Here is a 16736-nt window from a genome sequence, read left to right on the forward strand (position 1 = left end):
GTCGCGCAGCCTAACAGCGGCCCGCCACAAATGGTCGAGTTCGCATCAATTACCTCAGGCGTCAGGGATGACAAACCGACAGAAGCGGTCCTGTTCCCTCACATTGGGGGACGCTCGGCGCACCGTGGACCGGGTCGGGATCCCGTCCCCGGCTTATCGGGGCGACAGGCGCAGCACCTCGGCCACCCGGGCCTTGACCACCTCGCCGTGGGCGAGCGGGACGGGGCGGCCGCCGCGCTCCGCGCAGACCCCGAGGTCCGCCAGCAGGTACAGGGCCCGCAGGGTGCGGACGGTGTTGGAGGCCCAGACCGGCATCGGCCCGTACTCGTGCGGGGCGAGGGCCTCGGCGATCGGTGCCAGCCAGGCGGTCGACCGCTCCAGCGTCAGGTCGGGGCGGGTGAGGACGAGGGCCACGGCCTTGGCGAGCCGGTCGTCCTCCCGCTCCGCGAACAGGTACTCCGTCGGGGCGAGCAGGCGCTCGGCGGCGAGCACGAGCAGCGGTCCGGGGTCGACCTCGGGCCGCAGACCGAAGGCCCCCAGCAGGTCCGCGCCGTGCGCCACCGCGTGCAGCCAGCCGAGCGTGTCGTCACGGCCCCGCAGGTCGGCCTCCGCGCGGTACCAGGCGGCGAACGCGTCGAGCCACCCGGGCCTGGTGCCGCCCTGGTTCACGATCATCCTCAGGACGAGCGGGGCGAAGGTCCGCGCCTCGATCCGCGGATCGGTGAAGCGCCCCGCCATCAGGTCGCCGAGCGCCAGACACCGCTCGCGGTCGATCACCCCGCTCCGTATCCAGGTGTCCAGCACCGCGTACGGGTAACCGTCCCTGATCTCGGGGTCCGGGCTCCCCAGAGCCTCCGCCAGCTCCGCGGTCAGGTCGTCCAGCCCGCGCCCCGGGGGGAGTGCGCAGTCGTTCTCATGGATCTCTCGCCAGTTCGTCACGGGGCGGGACCCTATCAACGGCGGACACGGCCTCCCACCTGCTTTTTCGGCGCGGGAAGGTCGGCCGGGCCGACTTCCCGCGCAACCGCCGTCCGCCGTCAGCCGTCAGCCGTCCGACTTCAGCCTTCAGCCTTCAGCCTTCAGCCGTCAGCGGCCGACCTCGCGCAGACGGAAGTCCTCGACCGTCTCCCGCCGGATCAGCAGCCGCGCCCGGCCGTCCTTCACCGCCACCACGGCCGGGCGGCCGACCAGGTTGTAGCCGGACGCCATCGACAGCTGGTACGCACCGGCCGCCGGCATCGCCAACAGGTCGCCCGGGCGCAGGTCTGCGGGCAGCGCCGCGTCCCGCACCAGCACGTCCCCGGCCTCGCAGTGACGGCCCACCACGTCCACCCTCGCCTCCCCCGCCTCCGAGCGGCGGCCGACCAGCCGCACCGCGTACGGCGATCCGTACAGCGCCGGGCGCGGGTTGTCGCTCATGCCGCCGTCCACCGCGACGAAGCAGCGGCCGTCGGCCGAGTGCTTGACGGACAGCACCCGGTACACGGCCACCGCGGCCGGACCGGCCACGGCGCGACCGGGTTCGACGATCAGCCGGGGCACCTCCAGTCCGGCCTCCGCGCAGCGCACCGCCAGCCGGTCGGTCACCCGCACCGCGAACTCGGGGAGGTCCAGCGCCTCGTCACCCGCCAGGTAGCGGATGCCGTGGCCGCCGCCGAGGTCCAGCTCCGGCAGCTCCACGCCGTGCCGCTCCCGCACCTCGGCGAGCAGCCGCACCAGCGCGTCCACCGCGAGCAGGTACGGGTCGACCGAGGTGATCTGCGAGCCCAGGTGGCAGTGCAGTCCCGCCAGTTCGAGGCCCGGCTGGTCGAGCACCCGGGAGACGGCGTCCGCCGCGTCACCGCCCTCGATCGGGAAACCGAACTTCTGCCCGCCGACCCCGGTGCGCACCGCCGCGTGGTGCCCGGCGGCGATCCCGGGAACCACCCGGACCAGCACCTTCTGCGGTGTGTCGGCCGCCACCAGCGCGGCCAGCCGGGCGATCTCCGCCGGGCCGTCGATCACGATCCGCCCGACCCGCAGCCGGCGCGCCAGCCGCAGCTCCTCCGGGGACTTGGCGTTGCCGTGCAGCAGGATCCGCTGCGCCGGGAAGCCGGCCGAGACGGCCAGCCAGAGCTCGCCCGACGAGCAGACGTCCAGCCCCAGCCCCTCCTGCTCCACCCAGTCGGCCATCGCGCTGCACAGGAAGGCCTTGGCCGCGTACAGCACCTCGGCGTGCGGCAGCGCCCGCCGGTAGGCCCGGGCCCGGCCCCGGACCTCGGCCTCGTCCAGCACGTACAGCGGGGTGCCGAACCGCTCGGCGGCCTCCGCCAGTCCCACGCCGCCGACCAGCACCTCGCCTCCCCGGCCGGGCCGCGCCGAGGCCGGCCAGGGGCCGCCGAGCGCGTCGGCGGAGGTGGTGACGGAGGCGGGGGCGGTGACGGGGGCGGGGGCGGTGACGGGCCGGGCGGCGAGCTGGGTCATGGCGGCTACTCCTGTGGGCGGGCGCGTGGGCGGCGGGATGCTCCGGCGGGTATCGGTCCGGGTGTCAGTCCTCGTAGTGCATCGCGAACCGGCAGTGCGCCGGACGGGTGCGTTCCCGGTCGGCCGCCGGGGCCGGTTCCGGCGGCTCGGGGCGGTCCCGGCGCCAGGCGACGGGCACCGGGCGGACCGTCCGCTCCAGCGGCTCGTCGACGTCGATGACGGCGGTGACAGTGGTCATGGCAGGTCCCTTCCAGCGGCGGCCCGTACGGCCGGACACCTCCAGTGGAGACCCTCCGCACACCGACCGCACCCGTCCTTGACGCATGACGTACGTCCCGGGCCCGGTCCTTGACGCCCTCCTGACAGTGGCCCTGCGGCGGCCCGTCCGCGGTGTCAGGAGTCTGTCAAGGACGGCCGCCGCGCCGCCAAGGCCTCGTCAAGGCCGGCATGTCCCCCGGTGCTCCGGTGGTGGGCTGTCCGCCGTCCCCGCAGCCCCACCGAACCGCCGCCCCACCCGACCGGGCGGCCCGGAAGGTCCCCGAGACGATGCGCCGTTCGGCCCTCACCACCCCGGACACCACCGACCAGCAGAACCTGTTCCGGCGCCCGGACCGTGCGCCCGGGCCGCCGCCCGGCCACCGGCCCACCTCGCCGGGCGTCCGCCGCCGGCTGATCACCCGCCGCCAGCTGGCCGAGGCACTGCCCGCCGCCGTCCGCAAGCTCCACCCGCGCACCATGACGCGCAACCCGGTGATGCTGGTGGTCGAGTGCGGCTCCGCGCTCACCACCGTCAGCGCCGTCCTCCACCCGAGCGTCTTCGCCTGGGTGATCTCCTTCTGGCTCTGGCTGACCGTGCTGTTCGCCAACCTGGCCGAGGCCGTCGCGGAGAGCCGCGGCAAGGCGCAGGCCGAATCGCTGCGCCGCGCCCGGTCCACCACCACGGCGCGACGGCTCCTGCACTGGCGGGTCGGCACCCGCGACCTGCGCCACGAGGCCGTTCCCGCCGAGCAGTTGCTGCTGCACGACATCGTCCTCGTGCCGGCCGGCGAGGTGATCCCGCGGGACGGCGAGGTGGTCGAAGGCGTCGCCGCCGTCGACGAGTCCGCGATCACCGGGGAGTCCGCGCCGGTGATCCGGGAGTCCGGCGGCGACCGCACCGGCGTCACCGGCGGGACGAAGGTCCTCTCCGACCACCTGGTCGTCCGGGTCACCTCGCGGCCCGGGCAGAGCTTCGTGGACCGGATGATCGCCCTGGTCGAGGGCGCCGACCGGCAGAAGACGCCGAACGAGGTCGCGCTCAACATCCTGCTGGCCTCGCTGACCATCGTCTTCCTGCTCTCCGTCGTGTCGCTCCAGCCGATGGCCATCTACGCCCACGCGCCGCAAACCACCATCGTGCTGGTCGCGTTGATGGTCGCCCTCATCCCGACCACCATCGGCGCCCTGCTCTCCGCCATCGGCATCGCCGGCATGGACCGGCTGGTGCAGCGCAACGTGGTCGCGCTCTCCGGCCGGGCGGTGGAGGCCGCCGGGGACGTGGACGTGCTGCTGCTCGACAAGACCGGCACCATCACCCACGGCAACCGCCGGGCCGTCGCCCTGCACCCGTTGCCCGGCGCGACCACCGAACAGCTCGCCGAGGCCGCCCAGTTGGCCTCCGTCGCGGACGGGACGCCGGAGGGGCGGTCACTGGTCGAACTGACCAACCGCCAGTACTGGGTGCCGCCGCGCTCCCCCGGCGAACTCGGCGAACAGCGGCCCGTGCCGTTCACCGCGCACAGCCGGATGAGCGGCGTGGACCTCACCTGGTCGGACGGCACCACCTGCCTGATCCGCAAGGGCGCCGCGAGCGCCGTCGCCCGCTGGGTGGTGGACTCCGGCGGACGGCTGCCGATGGAGGCCGAGCCGCTGGTGGACCGGATCGCCGGGTCCGGCGGCACCCCGCTGCTGGTCGCCGTCCACGACCGGCACGGCGCACGGGCGTTGGGCGTCGTCGAGCTCAAGGACGTGGTGAAGGAGGGCATCGCCGAACGCTTCGCCGAGCTGCGGCGGATGGGCATCCGCACGGTCATGGTCACCGGGGACAACCCGCTGACCGCACGCGCCATCGCCGACGAGGCCGGGGTGGACGACTTCCTCGCCGAGGCCACCCCGGAGGACAAGCTCGCCCACCTGCGGCGCGAGCAGGCCGCCGGGAACATGGTCGCGATGACCGGCGACGGCACCAACGACGCCCCCGCCCTCGCCCAGGCCGACGTCGGCGTCGCGATGAACTCCGGCACCCCGGCCGCCAAGGAGGCCGGCAACATGGTCGACCTCGACTCCAATCCGGCGAAGCTGATCGACATCATCCGGGTGGGCAAGCAACTCCTCATCACCCGAGGCGCGTTGACCACCTTCTCGATCACCAACGACGTGGCCTAGTTCTTCGCGATCATCCCCGCGATGTTCGCGAACGCCTACCCCGGACTGCACCACCTCAACATCATGGAACTGCACAGCCCCACCTCGGCGATCGCCTCCGCGATCATCTTCAACGCCCTGATCATCGTCGCCCTGATCCCGCTCGCCCTGCGCGGCGTGCGCTACCAGCCGGCCTCCGCGACCGACCTGCTCCGGCGCAACCTGCGGGTGTACGGACTGGGCGGGCTGGTGCTGCCGTTCCTCGGCATCAAGGCGATCGACCTGCTGATCCAGTTCGTCCCGGGGCTGGGCTGAGACACCGGCGGGAGACATCGGCCGGACGTGCCGGGAGACACCGGCCGGACGACACCGGCCGAACGTGCCGGGAGACACCGGCCGGAGGGCCCCGCCGCACCACCGCCGACGCGCCCTGTCAGAAGGCCGTCAAGATGTGTGCGACCTGCGTCATGGTGGTGTCAGCGGCGGTACGGAGGAGTCCGTTCCGGGGTTCACTTGATTCATCCGAAGCAAGGAGTGCCGAACCGGCGGAGCCCGATGGAGAGAGCCGCCGGAGAGACGGAGGCGAACGGCCATGACCGGGACCACCCGAGTGATCGTCGGCCTGAGCGGGTCACTGAGCAGTCTGGCCGCCCTCTACCACGCCGTCGGCGAAGCCGCCCGGCACGAAGCGACGCTGGTGCCCGTCGCCGCCTGGACCGCGATCGAGCGGGACGGCCGGCGCCCGCCCTCCGAGCTGGAGCACGCCGCCCGCCGGCGCCTCGACATCGCCTTCGAACAGGCCTACGGCGGCTACCCGTCCGGCCTGGTCATCCACCCGCTGGTGGTCAACGCCGAACCCGGCCCCGCCCTGATCGGCGCCGTCACCGGCCCGGAGGACCTGCTCGTCCTCGGCGCCGCCACCCGCCGCCGCCTGGACCGCCTGCGGCACGGCTCCGTCGCCCGCCACTGCCGCCACCGGGCCGGCTGCCGGGTGATCGAGGTCTCGCCCTCCGCCCTGCTCACCCGCCTCGAACTGCCCGCCCGCACCGGCGCCCCGCTCCCCCTGCTGGCCCGCTGACGACGCGCCTCCCCGCGCCCGAACGCCCAGCCGCCCAGCCGTCCAGCCGCCCCACCTGCGAGCGCCCCGCCCCAGCGCCCACCCGCACGCCCCGGCCATCACACCCGGGCGCGCGGGTGGGCGCTCGGCCATGCAGGGGGCAGGCGGAGCAAGTACTCTTCCTCGCGGCCGAGTTGGAAGTGTCGAACCGGCCTGCGAGCCCCACCGGCCCCGGCCTCCCCACCCCTGCGGCCCCGACCGCGGAAGCGGAGCTCCGCACTCAAAGTAGCCGGGCCGCCACCCCTCGACATGCCCACCGGCAGCCCGGGTTCCGCACCTTCGACAAGCCTGTCGAAGGTGACATGCCCGGGCTATGCTGGCCCGAAGCCCGCCCGCAGCCGGGCCCCTCGCCCCGTCGACGAACACGCCACCCAGGCGCTCCCGACCGGAAGGAGGCGCGGTCCCGACCTCCGCAGGACGGCCGACCTGCCGCGGCCAACCTGCCGCCCGCATCGCGTACTTGACGGTCCGTCAATGATGATCCGCGATTTCACCGCCTGAGCCGTGACGCGTGCCCCGGGCCGCCCACCGCCGTTGTACGGAAGGTGAATCGCCGCGCCCGCCCGAAACCCCCGGCCGCCCCGCCGAGGAAGAGGTTCCGCATGACGACGTCCCGGACCCACCCGCGCCCCGCCGAGGCCGCGGTACTGCTCACCGTGCTCGGCCTGCTCGTCCTGGAGGAGATCGCCCTCGGCATGACCGAGGAGGAGGACCGCCCCGTCATCGGCGGCATCCTGATCGGCGCCTCCGGCACCGGCCTGCTGGTCGTCGGCGCGGTACTGCTCAGCCGCTGGATCGACCTCCGCCGCCCGCTCCCGCTGCCCCCACCCGGCCCCAACGGCCGCGAGTACAGCGCCCGCGCCCTCGAAGGCTTCCCGATGGAGGCCGTCCGCCCCCTGCTGCTCGCCGAGAACGCACCCCAGCTCGGCCACCTGTACTCCGCCTGGATGCTCGCCCGGGCCGGCCGCCCCGCCCCCTGGATCGCCCGCCGCCTCGCCATCCCCCAGGACGCCGCCCAGCTCCTGGTCGAGGCCGCCCGCTCGACGAGACTCGACCGGGCCTGATCAGCGCCGCCGACCGGTCTCCGCGTTCGCCTGCGCCACCAGGTACGGCACCAGCCCGCGCTCCGCCAGCGCCGACCGCCAGGCATCCCGCGCCAGCACCAGTTCCCCCGGCCCGTCCGCCGCCTCCCCGGCCTCCGCGCCCCTCGCCCGGGCCGCCCCCAGCAGCCCCAGCCCGCCCACCAGCAGACTCGCCGCGGCCACCCCGGCCGACACCCACCCGGCCTCCACCAGCGCGTGCGCCAGCACCTCCAGGTCCTCCACCAGCCCCAGCACGAGGCCCAGCAGCAGGAAGATCACCGCCGCCGTCACCGCGATGATCGGCACGACCACCCCCAGCACCCCCCACCACCCCGACGCCCGCTCCCGGGGAGGCGCCGCCACCGGCAGCCGCGCCACCGCATCGGCGTCCGCCCGCAACGCCGCATACCGCTCGTACTCCGGCGCCGCCGCGGCCAGCACGAACTCCGCGTTCTCCCGCGCCGCCCGCCGCAAGCGCTCCGCACCCCGAGCCTCGTCCCCGCCCGCCCGCAGCGCCGCCCGCACCTGCGGAGCGGAAAGTGCTCGTCCCAGCTCCGTCTCGAAGTCCGCCCGATTCTGCTGCGGCAGCCGAAGCGACCTGTCCATGCTCGTCCCCGATCACCGTTCGTTTAGTTCTACAGAACTGTAGAACAAGGAGGCGGAACACAGCAGCCCTGTTCACGGGTGGATTCGGTGCTCAGGACGGGTCGGCCATGGGGACGCGGGCGAGGGCTGCACGGATCAGCTCGGCGGCGTCGGGAACCGTGATACCCCAATCCTGGTACCACTCGGTGATCTGGGCCATCGAGCGCCCTGTCCTCATCGACAGATTCAACAGGTCCATCAGGCCGATACTCCCGACCGACGACCAGACGATGGGCCAGGCGTGGTCGCGCCGGATAAGGGCCACTGCGTCGTCCAACGTCAGCCCGGGCGGCAAGTCATCACTGGATGTGACGATCCCACGGCTCCTCAGATGGCTGGCCATCTCCCTGGGGTGCCGCTGAAGCGTACGAGCCGCGGTGATCAAGCGAGCGAACGGAACCGGGTCCCCCGTTCGCAGATCGCCCCACTGCAGCGCGCTGTCGAGCGAGAGGAGTTCCTCGTCCAACCTGGTGAGCTGTTTCGGCACATCAATCGAGATCGCCACGCCATGGGCTCGGAGGCGGTCGATCACTTCATGCAGCGAGCGCCCACCCCATCGCGTCAATGAGAAGATCTGGACGAAGGTCCGCGCCATGGGAAACATCCGCCACATGTCCACCGCCTGACGGATATCCAGGTCCTCGCTTCCGGAGCTCGCCGCTTCCCCCACCGAGGTCTCGTCCCAATCCACCGTGGTGTGGCTGACATTGACATCCGCTACCGCAAGATCGGATGCCAATGAACGACTGGGACCGACACCTAGCCCAGCAGCACGGGACCGAGCACGGTCCGGCGTGACACCGAGATGCGAGGCGAGCTTCAGAAGCCATTCCTCACCCTGGCGCTCCAAGTCCCATGCCCTAAAGCCAACGGCATGAATCACCGGCGCCAACACCTCGATGTCGGACGGCATCGCCGGACGAGTCGCCTGAGGTGTGAGCAGCTCCGGGCAGAGAAAGGCGAGTTCCGGGACCCATCGATCCAGTCCGTGGGCCATCATCCGCCAGAGCAGGATGTGATCAGGCAGGCTTCCACCGGTCACCTTCCTACCAAGGGATTCCCCATGACTCTGGAGCCGCGTGATGATTTCTTCATCGGCCCAGAAACAGCCTGTGCGGCTGGTTTCACATTCGAGTCCGAAAAATTCGAACCGCCGCCCCTGCCGAATGGCCTCCGTGGCCACCAGATCCGCGAGCTGACAGCTTCCCTCCGTCACACGGTGGATCCAGTCCATGCTCAGAACGGCCGAGTCGCCACTCACAAACTCGGCTACCGCTCCTTCCAGCAGTTCCCTCACAGTCGCCGCCGGGTCGCTGATGATTCGGCGGCGGTCCACCGACAGTTTGCCAGGCGAGAACCGTCCTGCGAGGTTCACCACCACCCCTGACAGACCGCCGGGCGAGATGACCCCGCGAACAAACTCCGGCTCGACCACCAGGCCGTCCACCAACAGGGCCCCGCCGCGCTCGCACCACATCACCTGCGCGCCTTCCGGCGCTTCGGCCCAGGGCGTCGTCCGGCCCCAGGCGTTAAAACCGAAGGTCTCACCCGGCGGCGCCTGCCGCGCTTTCAGCACACCGGGCTCCCACGCGGATTCCCGATCGTCGCCGTGGACCACCAAGGTGGTGAACTCCGCGACGGCCAGGAGGCGTTCGAGAACGTCCAGGCATGACCACGACTCCGCCGTCTCGATGTCGTCCCGTAGAAACAGCCGTACGGTGGTGCCCGGCTCGCGGCCTCGATCCTGCTGCTCGGCGATGCGGAAGAGGTGACTCGGACCATAGATGGAGACCTCAAGCTGAGGGCCCAACCGGCCGGAGGCGTCCAGGCGACACGTGGTCACCCGGATCTCGTCGGCGAGCATGAAGTAGCTCAGCACGCCGATGCCGAAGCGGCTGTTGGGATACAGCTCGACGGGCGGATCCACCTTGCGCCACTCGGCACGTTCGAGCTTGAAGTCCAACTGCTCGGCGAAGCGGGCACCGGCGTTGGAGAAGACTCCCCGCAACTCCTCCTCGCCCATTCCCACGCCGTTGTCCTGGCACTCCAGGTAGGCGCGGCCGTCCTCGTCCACGCCTTGGCGGAACTCGATTCGACCGTCATACGTGAAGGTCGCGATGGGATTGGTCCGGTCCAGGTACTCCGTCCGGGCGCGGCGGTACCGGCAGGCGTCGAGGGCGTTCTGGTAGAGCTCGCGGACGGCCAGGTCCCGGTCGCGGTAGAGCTCGACCCCCATCAGCAGGCTGCGGACCCGGCGTTCGTCCATGCGGAAGCGCGCCCAGCCCGTGAAGGCGCCAGCGGCGGGGGCGGCTTCGTCCGAAGTGAGCCGGGTAGGGAGTGGGTGCGACGGGAGGATGCGGCGGACGGCGTGGAGGAGTTCGTCGGCCCTGGCCGTGTACTCGCGCAGGCCCTCGACCACCGCCTCGTGGTGGCACTCCGCACGCAGGACGGGAAGGTCGTAGGAGCCGCCCCAGACCGCCAGTTCGAGTGTCCGGCGCAGGTCGGCGAGGTCGACCTCGTCCGGGATACCGAGGTGCTCAGCCACGATCTCCGGGAGGGCGGTCATCTCGATCGCCGTCCCGTACGCCAGCGCGAGCAGCAGGGCCAACCGTGGCTCCCGGACGTGCTGTTCGCCGGGGGCCCGCAAGTGGTTGTCCGCGCTCAGGCCGGCGAGGTAGTCGCGGTTGCCGACGTCGGGGCCCCGGCGCAGGCCGTGCAGCAGGGCGCAGACGCGCTTGAGGGAGAAGGTCTCCTCAAGTTCGGCGAGCGCCGGCAGCTGGTCGAGGATCTCCTGGACGCCGTCGGGGTCGGCAAGGTCCTCGTGCTGGTCGAGCCAGCGGTGGAAGAGCCACCAGCCGAGCGGTGCGGCGGAGGCGGGGCGGGTTCGGGTGCGGCCCACGAGTAGGTCGTAGGACTCGATGAACTGCTCGTAGGCCGATCGGTCGGCATTGGGCTCGGGTGACGGCGCGAGGTCGGTCGGGCCGACAGCGGACCGCGCCATCGCCAGCCTCAGCGAACGGACCCGGTAGAGGAACGGGAGCACGGCCAGCAGCGCGGCCTCGGCCGGGTAGAGCTTCAGCGACTCCTCGCCGAGCAGCCAGCCGACTCGCTTCGTGAACCGTTCCGCGATCCCGGGGTCCTGCCAGGGGTCTTCGGCGAGCATCGTCGCGTCCCGCAGCCGGGCCAGCTCGCCCACGGCCGCGATGACCACCCGCTGATACGGCTCAGGGTCCGTGCCCTCGCGGACGTGCTTCCAGACGCGCGAGTCCGTAGCGGCCCGCACCCACTCGTCGGCCCCGTCCGGCACCGCCGGGGGCTGATTCCCGCCCACGTAGACAGCCCCGATGCTCCCGGCCTGCACGACCGTCCCGTGCACCGGGCCGTTCACCGTGTTCGCCGTTTTCGCCGTGTGGTCCGCCATCCCTCGTGCCCTCCCCGTGTGCAGGGCACGAGCGTAGGGCAATCGCCCCTCACGCCACGGTCAGGATCCCGCGCATGAAGTGGTGGAAGGTGCAGAGGTACGAGTAGGCGCCCGGTTCGCTCGGGGCAGTCAGGGTGGCGCCGGCGCCCGGGGCGATGGGGCCGGTGTCGAAGGTGCCGTCCTGGGCGGTGAGGGTGTGGGTGGTGGTGCCGGTGTTGGTCACGGTCACTACCATGCCCGGGCTGACGGTGAAGTTGTCGGGTTCGAAGGAGAAGTCGCGGATCGTCACCGTTCCCGTGAAGGGGGTGGGCGACGGGGCCGGAGACGACGGCGCGGACGGCGCCACAACCGGGCTGGTGGTCTCCTCCGGCCCCGGTACGACGAACGAGCTGATGCAGCTGGTCAGTAGGGGGCCGGCTGCGAGCAGCAGGAGGGCGGCGGCCCGGACGGGCGACCGCATCAGGCGGTGGTGGCCAGCTTGACCCGCTTGGCGTCGGCGGCGGCCGACGGGGTGGCGCCGATGTTGGAGACGGTGGCGGTGAGGACGGCGTCGACGTCCGGGAGCCAGTTGGTGGTCTTGGACTGGACGACGATCTGCCGTTTCTGCGGTGTCCCGTCGCAGATCACGTCCGTCTCCGCCGTCCGGCTGGAGCCGAAGGCGATCGACGAGGTGTCCTCCGGGTCCTTCTGCTCCGCCGTGACGGTGAGCGAGCGGGCGTCGTCGGCGACGGTGCAGAGGTAGTCGACATCCACCCGGATCCGGCCGGGGAGCCTGGGGTCGATCTTGGCGTCGCCGATGGTGACGCTGGTGGCCGCGGTGTCGGGGGTCTGTGTCGGATCGTCGGCCAGGGCGGGTACGGCGGCGCCGGTGAGTCCGGTGAGCGCCGAGGTGAGTACCGTCAGGATCATCCACCGCTGCACTGCAACCTCCCGGTCCGAGAACGTGTTGCGGCCGACGCTAACCGCCCGGCGGCTCGCCCGCTCGCCCGGCCATCCCGACCGTCATACCAACAGCCCATCGCCCTGCGCCCCGCCCCGTCACCCCCACCGCCACCGCCACCGCCACCGGAGCCAGACCGCCCAGGTCAGCGCCGAGCAGCCCGCGTACGCCACCAGGAACCCCGTGTACGCCGCGTCCCCGTTGCCGCCGGCCAGGAAGGGCTGCCGGAAGGCGAGGAACGCGGACGGCTCGGCACTCTGGTACGACTGCTGGAGTACACCCTGCCAGGCCGATCCCGGCGGGAAGTCCCGCTGTCCGGGCACCTGTTGGCTCTCCAGGGGAACGCCGCCCTGGTCGACGGCGAGAGCCACCGGCTCAGCCCGCGCGGCGCCGCCGTCCTGCGGGCACTCGCCGAGCGGCCCGGCCGGGTGCTCAGTCGCGCCGAACTCCTGCGCGCCGCCTGGCTCGAACCGGGCGCCGACGAACACGCGGTGGAAGCGGCGGTCGGCCAGCTGCGGGCAGCGTTCGGGTCGCACGCGGGGCTGATCCGGACCGTCCCCAAGCGCGGCTACCGGCTGGCGGCGGGCTGATACTGCTCGCCGTCGCGCACGGCAGCCGCGATCCGGCGACTGTCACCTCGATTCGTGCGCTGCTGTGGGCAGTTCGCTCGTTGCGGCCCGAACATCCGGTCCGCTGCTGCTTCCTGGACTTCGCCCGGCCATCCCTCCCCGAGGTTCTCTCCCAACTCGCTGACTCGCGACCGGCCCTGGCGCCGCTGTTCCTGGGCGCGGGCTACCACCTGCGGGTCGACCTGCCCGCAGCCCTCTCCGCCGCCGGTCTCCCGCCCACCCACCTCGCCGGCGCCCTCGGGCCGCACCCGCTGCTCGCCGAGGCCCTCGCCGACCGCCTTGCCGAAGCCGGCGCCCCACCGCACGCCCCCGTGGTACTGGCCGGCGCCGGCTCCTCCGACCCCACGGCCCTCGCCGACACCACCCGGATGGCGGAAATGCTGGCCGCCCACCTCGGCCGCCCGGTCACCCCGTCGCATCTGTCGGCCGCCGCCCCGACCCCGCGGCAGGCCGTCGCCGACCTCCGGCGGGCCGACCACCCCGAGATCGCCCTCGCGAGCCACCTCCTCTCCCCCGGCCACTTCGCCCGCCGCGCCGCCGCCACGACGGCCACCTGGACCAGCGCCCGCTGGGCGCCCACCCGTCCGTCGCCCGCCTGGTCCTGCAGCGCTACGACGAGGCCCGGACAGCCATGGCAGTGCGGTCGGCCGCCTGACCGACCGGTCTCACCCCAAGGATGTGCGTGAGAAGTCGACCCGGCCGACTTCTCACGCACACCGGGATCACGATGGCGGCCCGTGTCCCCAGGACGCCTGGGGACACGGGCCGAGAGATGCACACCGCACAGGTCACGTCGTCAGGTGGTCGAACTCCCCAACCCTCACGCCGCACAGGAGCGCGCCGAGCGCGCCGGACGAAGCGGTGAGGACGGTGTCGGGGTGATCGCTCTCACGGATCCTGACAGTGCTGTCCGGAGCAGCCGCGAGTCAGTACTCCAGCTGCAGATCTTGATCTTCAACTCGTCCAGCAGTTCTTCCTTGGCAGGTCCGCGAGCAGGCCCAGCACGAACGCCCGTGCACGGCGGCGCGGTTCCACTCGGGAGAACCGGCCCGCCACCCGGCTCATCAGGCCCTCGAAGACGTGCTGCCACCGGGCGGGGTCTACGCTGTCGCCCACGGCCACCGGCTGATCTTCGTCTGTCCACACAACCGACGATGATCAACGGTGGTCGTCTCCACCTCCGGAAGCGCCCAGCAGACAGAACCGTGGGGGCGCGAGGCGGGCTGTCGAAGACTCGGCCAACAGTGCCGGGCGGGGAGCGGAACGTGATGGATGACACGGGGCAGGGTGCCGTCGCACTGGCAGTGGCCCTTCGAGATGCCCACTTCAGGCTGAAACGGCTGGCCCAGGCCTGGGAGGAACGCGCACCGGCCGGTGCGGCACGCGGGCGTGAGTCGTTGGGGCCGCTCTGGCAGTACTCGGACGCCCCGGACGATGCCTCCTACACCGATGGCCACGTGCTCGGGCTGGCGGGCAACCTCACAGTGGTCTTCGAGCTGTCCATCAGGTTCAGGGCCAGTGGCACGGACATGCTGGCCGGCGTCTCCGTCGAGGACGATGCGGGGAACATCGCGGAACTGCTGTCCACAGGGCCCGAGGAGTTTCCCCTGAGCGCCGACGATCTCGGCATCGAGATCGGCCGGTGCCTGGACCGCATGGAGCAACTGGATCTTTCGGACGTGATCCGCTGACCCGACCGATCACATGGCGGACTGCCCGCGATGCGGTCTCGCTACGTGATCACGATCTGCAGCTGGAGCATGAGAGGCAGTTTGCTGCGTGTGCGTGAGAAGTCGACCCGGCCGACTTCCCACGCGTACCGGGAGATGACGGCGGCCCGCGCCCCAGGACGCCTGGGGCACGGGCCGAGAGATGCACACCGCACAGGTCACGTCGTCAGGTGGTCGAACTCCCCCGCCTTGACGCCGCACAGGAACGCGCCGAGCGCGCCGGGCGAGGCGGTGAGGACGGTGTCGGGGTCATCGCTCTCACGGAGCTTGATGCCGCCTTCGGGGGCTACGACAAGGTAGATGCAGTTGGCCGACTCGGAACTGTAAATGGAATTCTGCCGGTTGAGAGATGCCATGCGCGCTTCCTCTCAGATGTCCTTCTCGATGCAGGCAATGAGATCCCACTCGGCCACGGCCCGCCCGCCGGTCGGCCTGACCTTCGACCAGGAGTTGCGCGGGCTCGTGATCGACACCGCGTCCCGACTGTTCGCCGTCGTCCAGGTGTGCGGCGAGGACGCTGACGGGTGGGTCGCGGCCTGAGGGCTCACCGACTCGGACGGCCGGACCCACGTGATCGGCGTCGACGGGCGGACGCGCATGACCCTCGCGTCACCCGAGCGGGCCGTACGTCACTTCTCCAGGCGGCCGGATGTCACCGCCCGGCTGATCCGGCTCGCGCGGCCGGAGGCCGCCGCGGCGAGCCGGGCCGAAGCCGCCTGAGCCCGAGCCGGCGCCCTCCAGATCTGTTCACAAGCGGAACCGCGCGCAACCGTAGCGCGAACGGGGCCCCCGTGCCAGCCTGTTCGAGGCCTCGGGGGCAGTGGTCCGCACGGGACTCGGCCCGCCCGGCCTTCCTGCACTGTCGACTGGGACGGGAGTACGGAATGCGCATCAAGATCGGACGGCGCACGGCCGCGATCGCGGCCGTGGCCACGATGACGGCCGGCGCGGTGGCCATGGCCACCGGGAGCGCCTACGCCGCAGGGCCGGGCGGGGTGGAGGCTTGCCCCAACGGCAGCGTCTGCCTGTACTACAACTCACCGGGAGTCGGCTGGGGATCGTTCGACAACTTCTCGCCGAACCAGAACCTCGACCTGCACAACTACACGTTCGCCCGCTACGCGAACGGCTCCGGCTACGGGGTGACGATGTACAACAACGCCGCCTCCATCGTGAACAACACCGACCACACGGTGTGGGTCAGCAGGATCAGCGACGGCCTCTGGGTGGCCTTCGGATCGGGGTACGCGGGCTCGCTCAACAGCGCCGCGAACAACGACGCCCGCCTGTTCTCCTGACACACCGCACGGAAACCCGAAGGGCCCTCCGCTCCACGCGAGGGCCCTTCGGGCCTTCCCGAGCTACCGCCCGACGGCGCCGATGAAGCTCAGCAGCCGTTCGTTGACCGCCTCCGGCCGCTCCAGGTTGAGCCCGTGCCCGGCGCGTTCCAGGATCTCCGCCCGCACGCCCGGCACCAGCCTCGTGACCCGCTCCACCACCTGGCGCGGCCGCAGCAGCGCACTGCGCCTGCCCACCAGGACCAGCACCGGCAGCTCGATCGACGCCAGCTCCTCGTCCGTGAACGGCCGGGCCGGCGGGCGGCTGCCCGGCTTGTAGCTCCGCATGGCGAGCATCAGCGGGGTGATCATCTCGCGCGGCGCGCTGAGCGCGGGGTTGGCGAGCAGTCGGCCGACCGCCGGGCGCAGCGGGCGCGGGGCGAGCATCCCGAACAGGCCGCCGATCATGTGGGCGTAGAACCGGGCGGGGACCTTCTCGATCCCGCCCGGGTCGAGCGGCGTGATCGAGGCCAGCCGCTCGGGCGCGTGGATCGCCTGGTTGAGCGCCAGCCAGCCGCCGTACGACACGCCGACCAGGTGGACCCGTTCCAGGCCGAGGCCGGTCAGGACCTCTCCCAGCCAGGCCGCGTTCTCCTGCGACCCGGCCGCGACGGCGCGCTGCACGCTGCGGCCGGGGTCGTCCAGGGTGTCGATGGCGTAGACGGGGTGGTGTTCGCCCAGCGCCGCGATCTGCGGGCACCAGTTGGACGGGTGTCCGGCGTGGCCGTGCAGCAGCACGATGGGTTCGCCGGTCGTGGCGCCGTAGCGGTGGACGTGGACGCTGCCGTACCCGGTCTCGACGTCGAGTTCCTGGCGCGGGCCGGGCCACAGCTCCATCGCCCGGTCGTACGCCGCAAGGAACTTCGCCCGGGCGGCCTCGCTGACGAAGTGTCCGACGCTGGTCCTGGTCATGATCCCTCCCCTGTTTGATGGTATGGTTGTACCACAAAAATATCCGGAAGGAACCCA

General features: G+C 71.9%; 17 protein-coding genes and 1 pseudogene. 8 read left to right on the plus strand and 10 right to left on the minus strand.

All coding sequences use genetic code 11. The annotated features are described in order from the left end of the window. Positions 1–153 precede the first annotated feature (153 nt). From ACFVVA_RS12540 to ACFVVA_RS12550, 3 genes are all read right to left on the minus strand, one after another. Positions 154–939, minus strand: a complete 786-nt coding sequence (locus tag ACFVVA_RS12540) for a DUF2785 domain-containing protein (RefSeq protein ID WP_387688554.1) — start codon at positions 937–939, stop codon at positions 154–156. Positions 940–1086: 147 nt separating this feature from the next. Beyond that, positions 1087–2463, minus strand: coding sequence for a diaminopimelate decarboxylase (gene lysA / locus ACFVVA_RS12545; protein ID WP_387688556.1), 1377 nt, complete (start codon positions 2461–2463; stop codon positions 1087–1089). 64 nt (positions 2464–2527) lie between these two features. Further along, positions 2528–2701, minus strand: coding sequence for a hypothetical protein (locus ACFVVA_RS12550; RefSeq protein ID WP_380549512.1), 174 nt, complete (start codon positions 2699–2701; stop codon positions 2528–2530). 308 nt (positions 2702–3009) lie between these two features. Here ACFVVA_RS12550 and kdpB point away from each other — a divergent pair. The 3 genes and pseudogenes from kdpB (at position 3010) to ACFVVA_RS12565 (ending at position 7047) form a co-directional block, all read left to right on the plus strand. Next, a pseudogene (gene kdpB, locus ACFVVA_RS12555) lies at positions 3010–5181 on the plus strand (potassium-transporting ATPase subunit KdpB). 277 nt (positions 5182–5458) lie between these two features. Then, the gene (locus ACFVVA_RS12560) at positions 5459–5944 is read left to right on the plus strand and encodes a universal stress protein (RefSeq protein ID WP_387688558.1); all 486 of its coding nucleotides are present in this window, start codon (positions 5459–5461) and stop codon (positions 5942–5944) included. Positions 5945–6585: 641 nt separating this feature from the next. Further along, the gene (locus ACFVVA_RS12565) at positions 6586–7047 is read left to right on the plus strand and encodes a hypothetical protein (protein WP_387688560.1); all 462 of its coding nucleotides are present in this window, start codon (positions 6586–6588) and stop codon (positions 7045–7047) included. On the opposite strand, the gene ACFVVA_RS12570 is transcribed toward ACFVVA_RS12565, so the two are convergent. From ACFVVA_RS12570 to ACFVVA_RS12590, 5 genes are all read right to left on the minus strand, one after another. Beyond that, positions 7048–7671, minus strand: coding sequence for a hypothetical protein (locus ACFVVA_RS12570; RefSeq protein WP_387688562.1), 624 nt, complete (start codon positions 7669–7671; stop codon positions 7048–7050). Between the two features lie 91 nt (positions 7672–7762). Further along, positions 7763–11131 (minus strand): hypothetical protein, encoded by a 3369-nt coding sequence (locus tag ACFVVA_RS12575; RefSeq protein ID WP_387688564.1) that lies wholly within the window; start codon positions 11129–11131, stop codon positions 7763–7765. Positions 11132–11180: 49 nt separating this feature from the next. Then, positions 11181–11591 (minus strand): cupredoxin domain-containing protein, encoded by a 411-nt coding sequence (locus ACFVVA_RS12580; RefSeq protein ID WP_387688566.1) that lies wholly within the window; start codon positions 11589–11591, stop codon positions 11181–11183. Continuing rightward, positions 11591–12040 (minus strand): hypothetical protein, encoded by a 450-nt coding sequence (locus ACFVVA_RS12585; protein WP_380549492.1) that lies wholly within the window; start codon positions 12038–12040, stop codon positions 11591–11593. Before ACFVVA_RS12585 ends, ACFVVA_RS12580 begins: the two co-directional genes overlap by 1 nt. Positions 12041–12169: 129 nt before the next feature. Then, the gene (locus tag ACFVVA_RS12590) at positions 12170–12394 is read right to left on the minus strand and encodes a hypothetical protein (RefSeq protein ID WP_387688568.1); all 225 of its coding nucleotides are present in this window, start codon (positions 12392–12394) and stop codon (positions 12170–12172) included. A 3-nt stretch (positions 12395–12397) separates the two neighbouring features. On the opposite strand from ACFVVA_RS12590, the gene ACFVVA_RS12595 reads away from it, so the two are divergent. From ACFVVA_RS12595 to ACFVVA_RS12605, 3 genes are all read left to right on the plus strand, one after another. Then, positions 12398–12661, plus strand: coding sequence for a transcriptional regulator (locus ACFVVA_RS12595; RefSeq protein WP_387688570.1), 264 nt, complete (start codon positions 12398–12400; stop codon positions 12659–12661). A gap of 2 nt (positions 12662–12663) precedes the next feature. Further along, positions 12664–13386, plus strand: a complete 723-nt coding sequence (locus tag ACFVVA_RS12600; RefSeq protein ID WP_387688762.1) for a sirohydrochlorin chelatase — start codon at positions 12664–12666, stop codon at positions 13384–13386. A 579-nt stretch (positions 13387–13965) separates the two neighbouring features. After that, on the plus strand, positions 13966–14391 hold the full coding sequence (locus tag ACFVVA_RS12605; RefSeq protein ID WP_387688572.1) for a hypothetical protein: 426 nt from the start codon (positions 13966–13968) through the stop codon (positions 14389–14391). 197 nt (positions 14392–14588) lie between these two features. Here the strand turns inward: ACFVVA_RS12605 and ACFVVA_RS12610 are convergent, their stop codons facing one another. Next, entirely contained in the window at positions 14589–14786 is a 198-nt protein-coding gene (locus tag ACFVVA_RS12610) for a DUF397 domain-containing protein (RefSeq protein ID WP_387688574.1), read from the minus strand. A gap of 37 nt (positions 14787–14823) precedes the next feature. Here ACFVVA_RS12610 and ACFVVA_RS12615 point away from each other — a divergent pair, with 37 nt between their 5' ends. Continuing rightward, positions 14824–14970, plus strand: coding sequence for a hypothetical protein (locus ACFVVA_RS12615; RefSeq protein WP_387688576.1), 147 nt, complete (start codon positions 14824–14826; stop codon positions 14968–14970). 344 nt (positions 14971–15314) lie between these two features. Next, positions 15315–15728, plus strand: coding sequence for a peptidase inhibitor family I36 protein (locus ACFVVA_RS12620; RefSeq protein ID WP_387688578.1), 414 nt, complete (start codon positions 15315–15317; stop codon positions 15726–15728). A 63-nt stretch (positions 15729–15791) separates the two neighbouring features. Here ACFVVA_RS12620 and ACFVVA_RS12625 read toward each other — a convergent pair whose 3' ends face one another. Next, positions 15792–16679, minus strand: coding sequence for an alpha/beta fold hydrolase (locus ACFVVA_RS12625; protein WP_387688580.1), 888 nt, complete (start codon positions 16677–16679; stop codon positions 15792–15794). Positions 16680–16736: the final 57 nt, after the last annotated feature.

Origin of the sequence: Kitasatospora sp. NPDC058048 (assembly GCF_042885555.1) — a bacterium.
Taxonomy (GTDB): domain Bacteria; phylum Actinomycetota; class Actinomycetes; order Streptomycetales; family Streptomycetaceae; genus Kitasatospora; species Kitasatospora lactacystinica.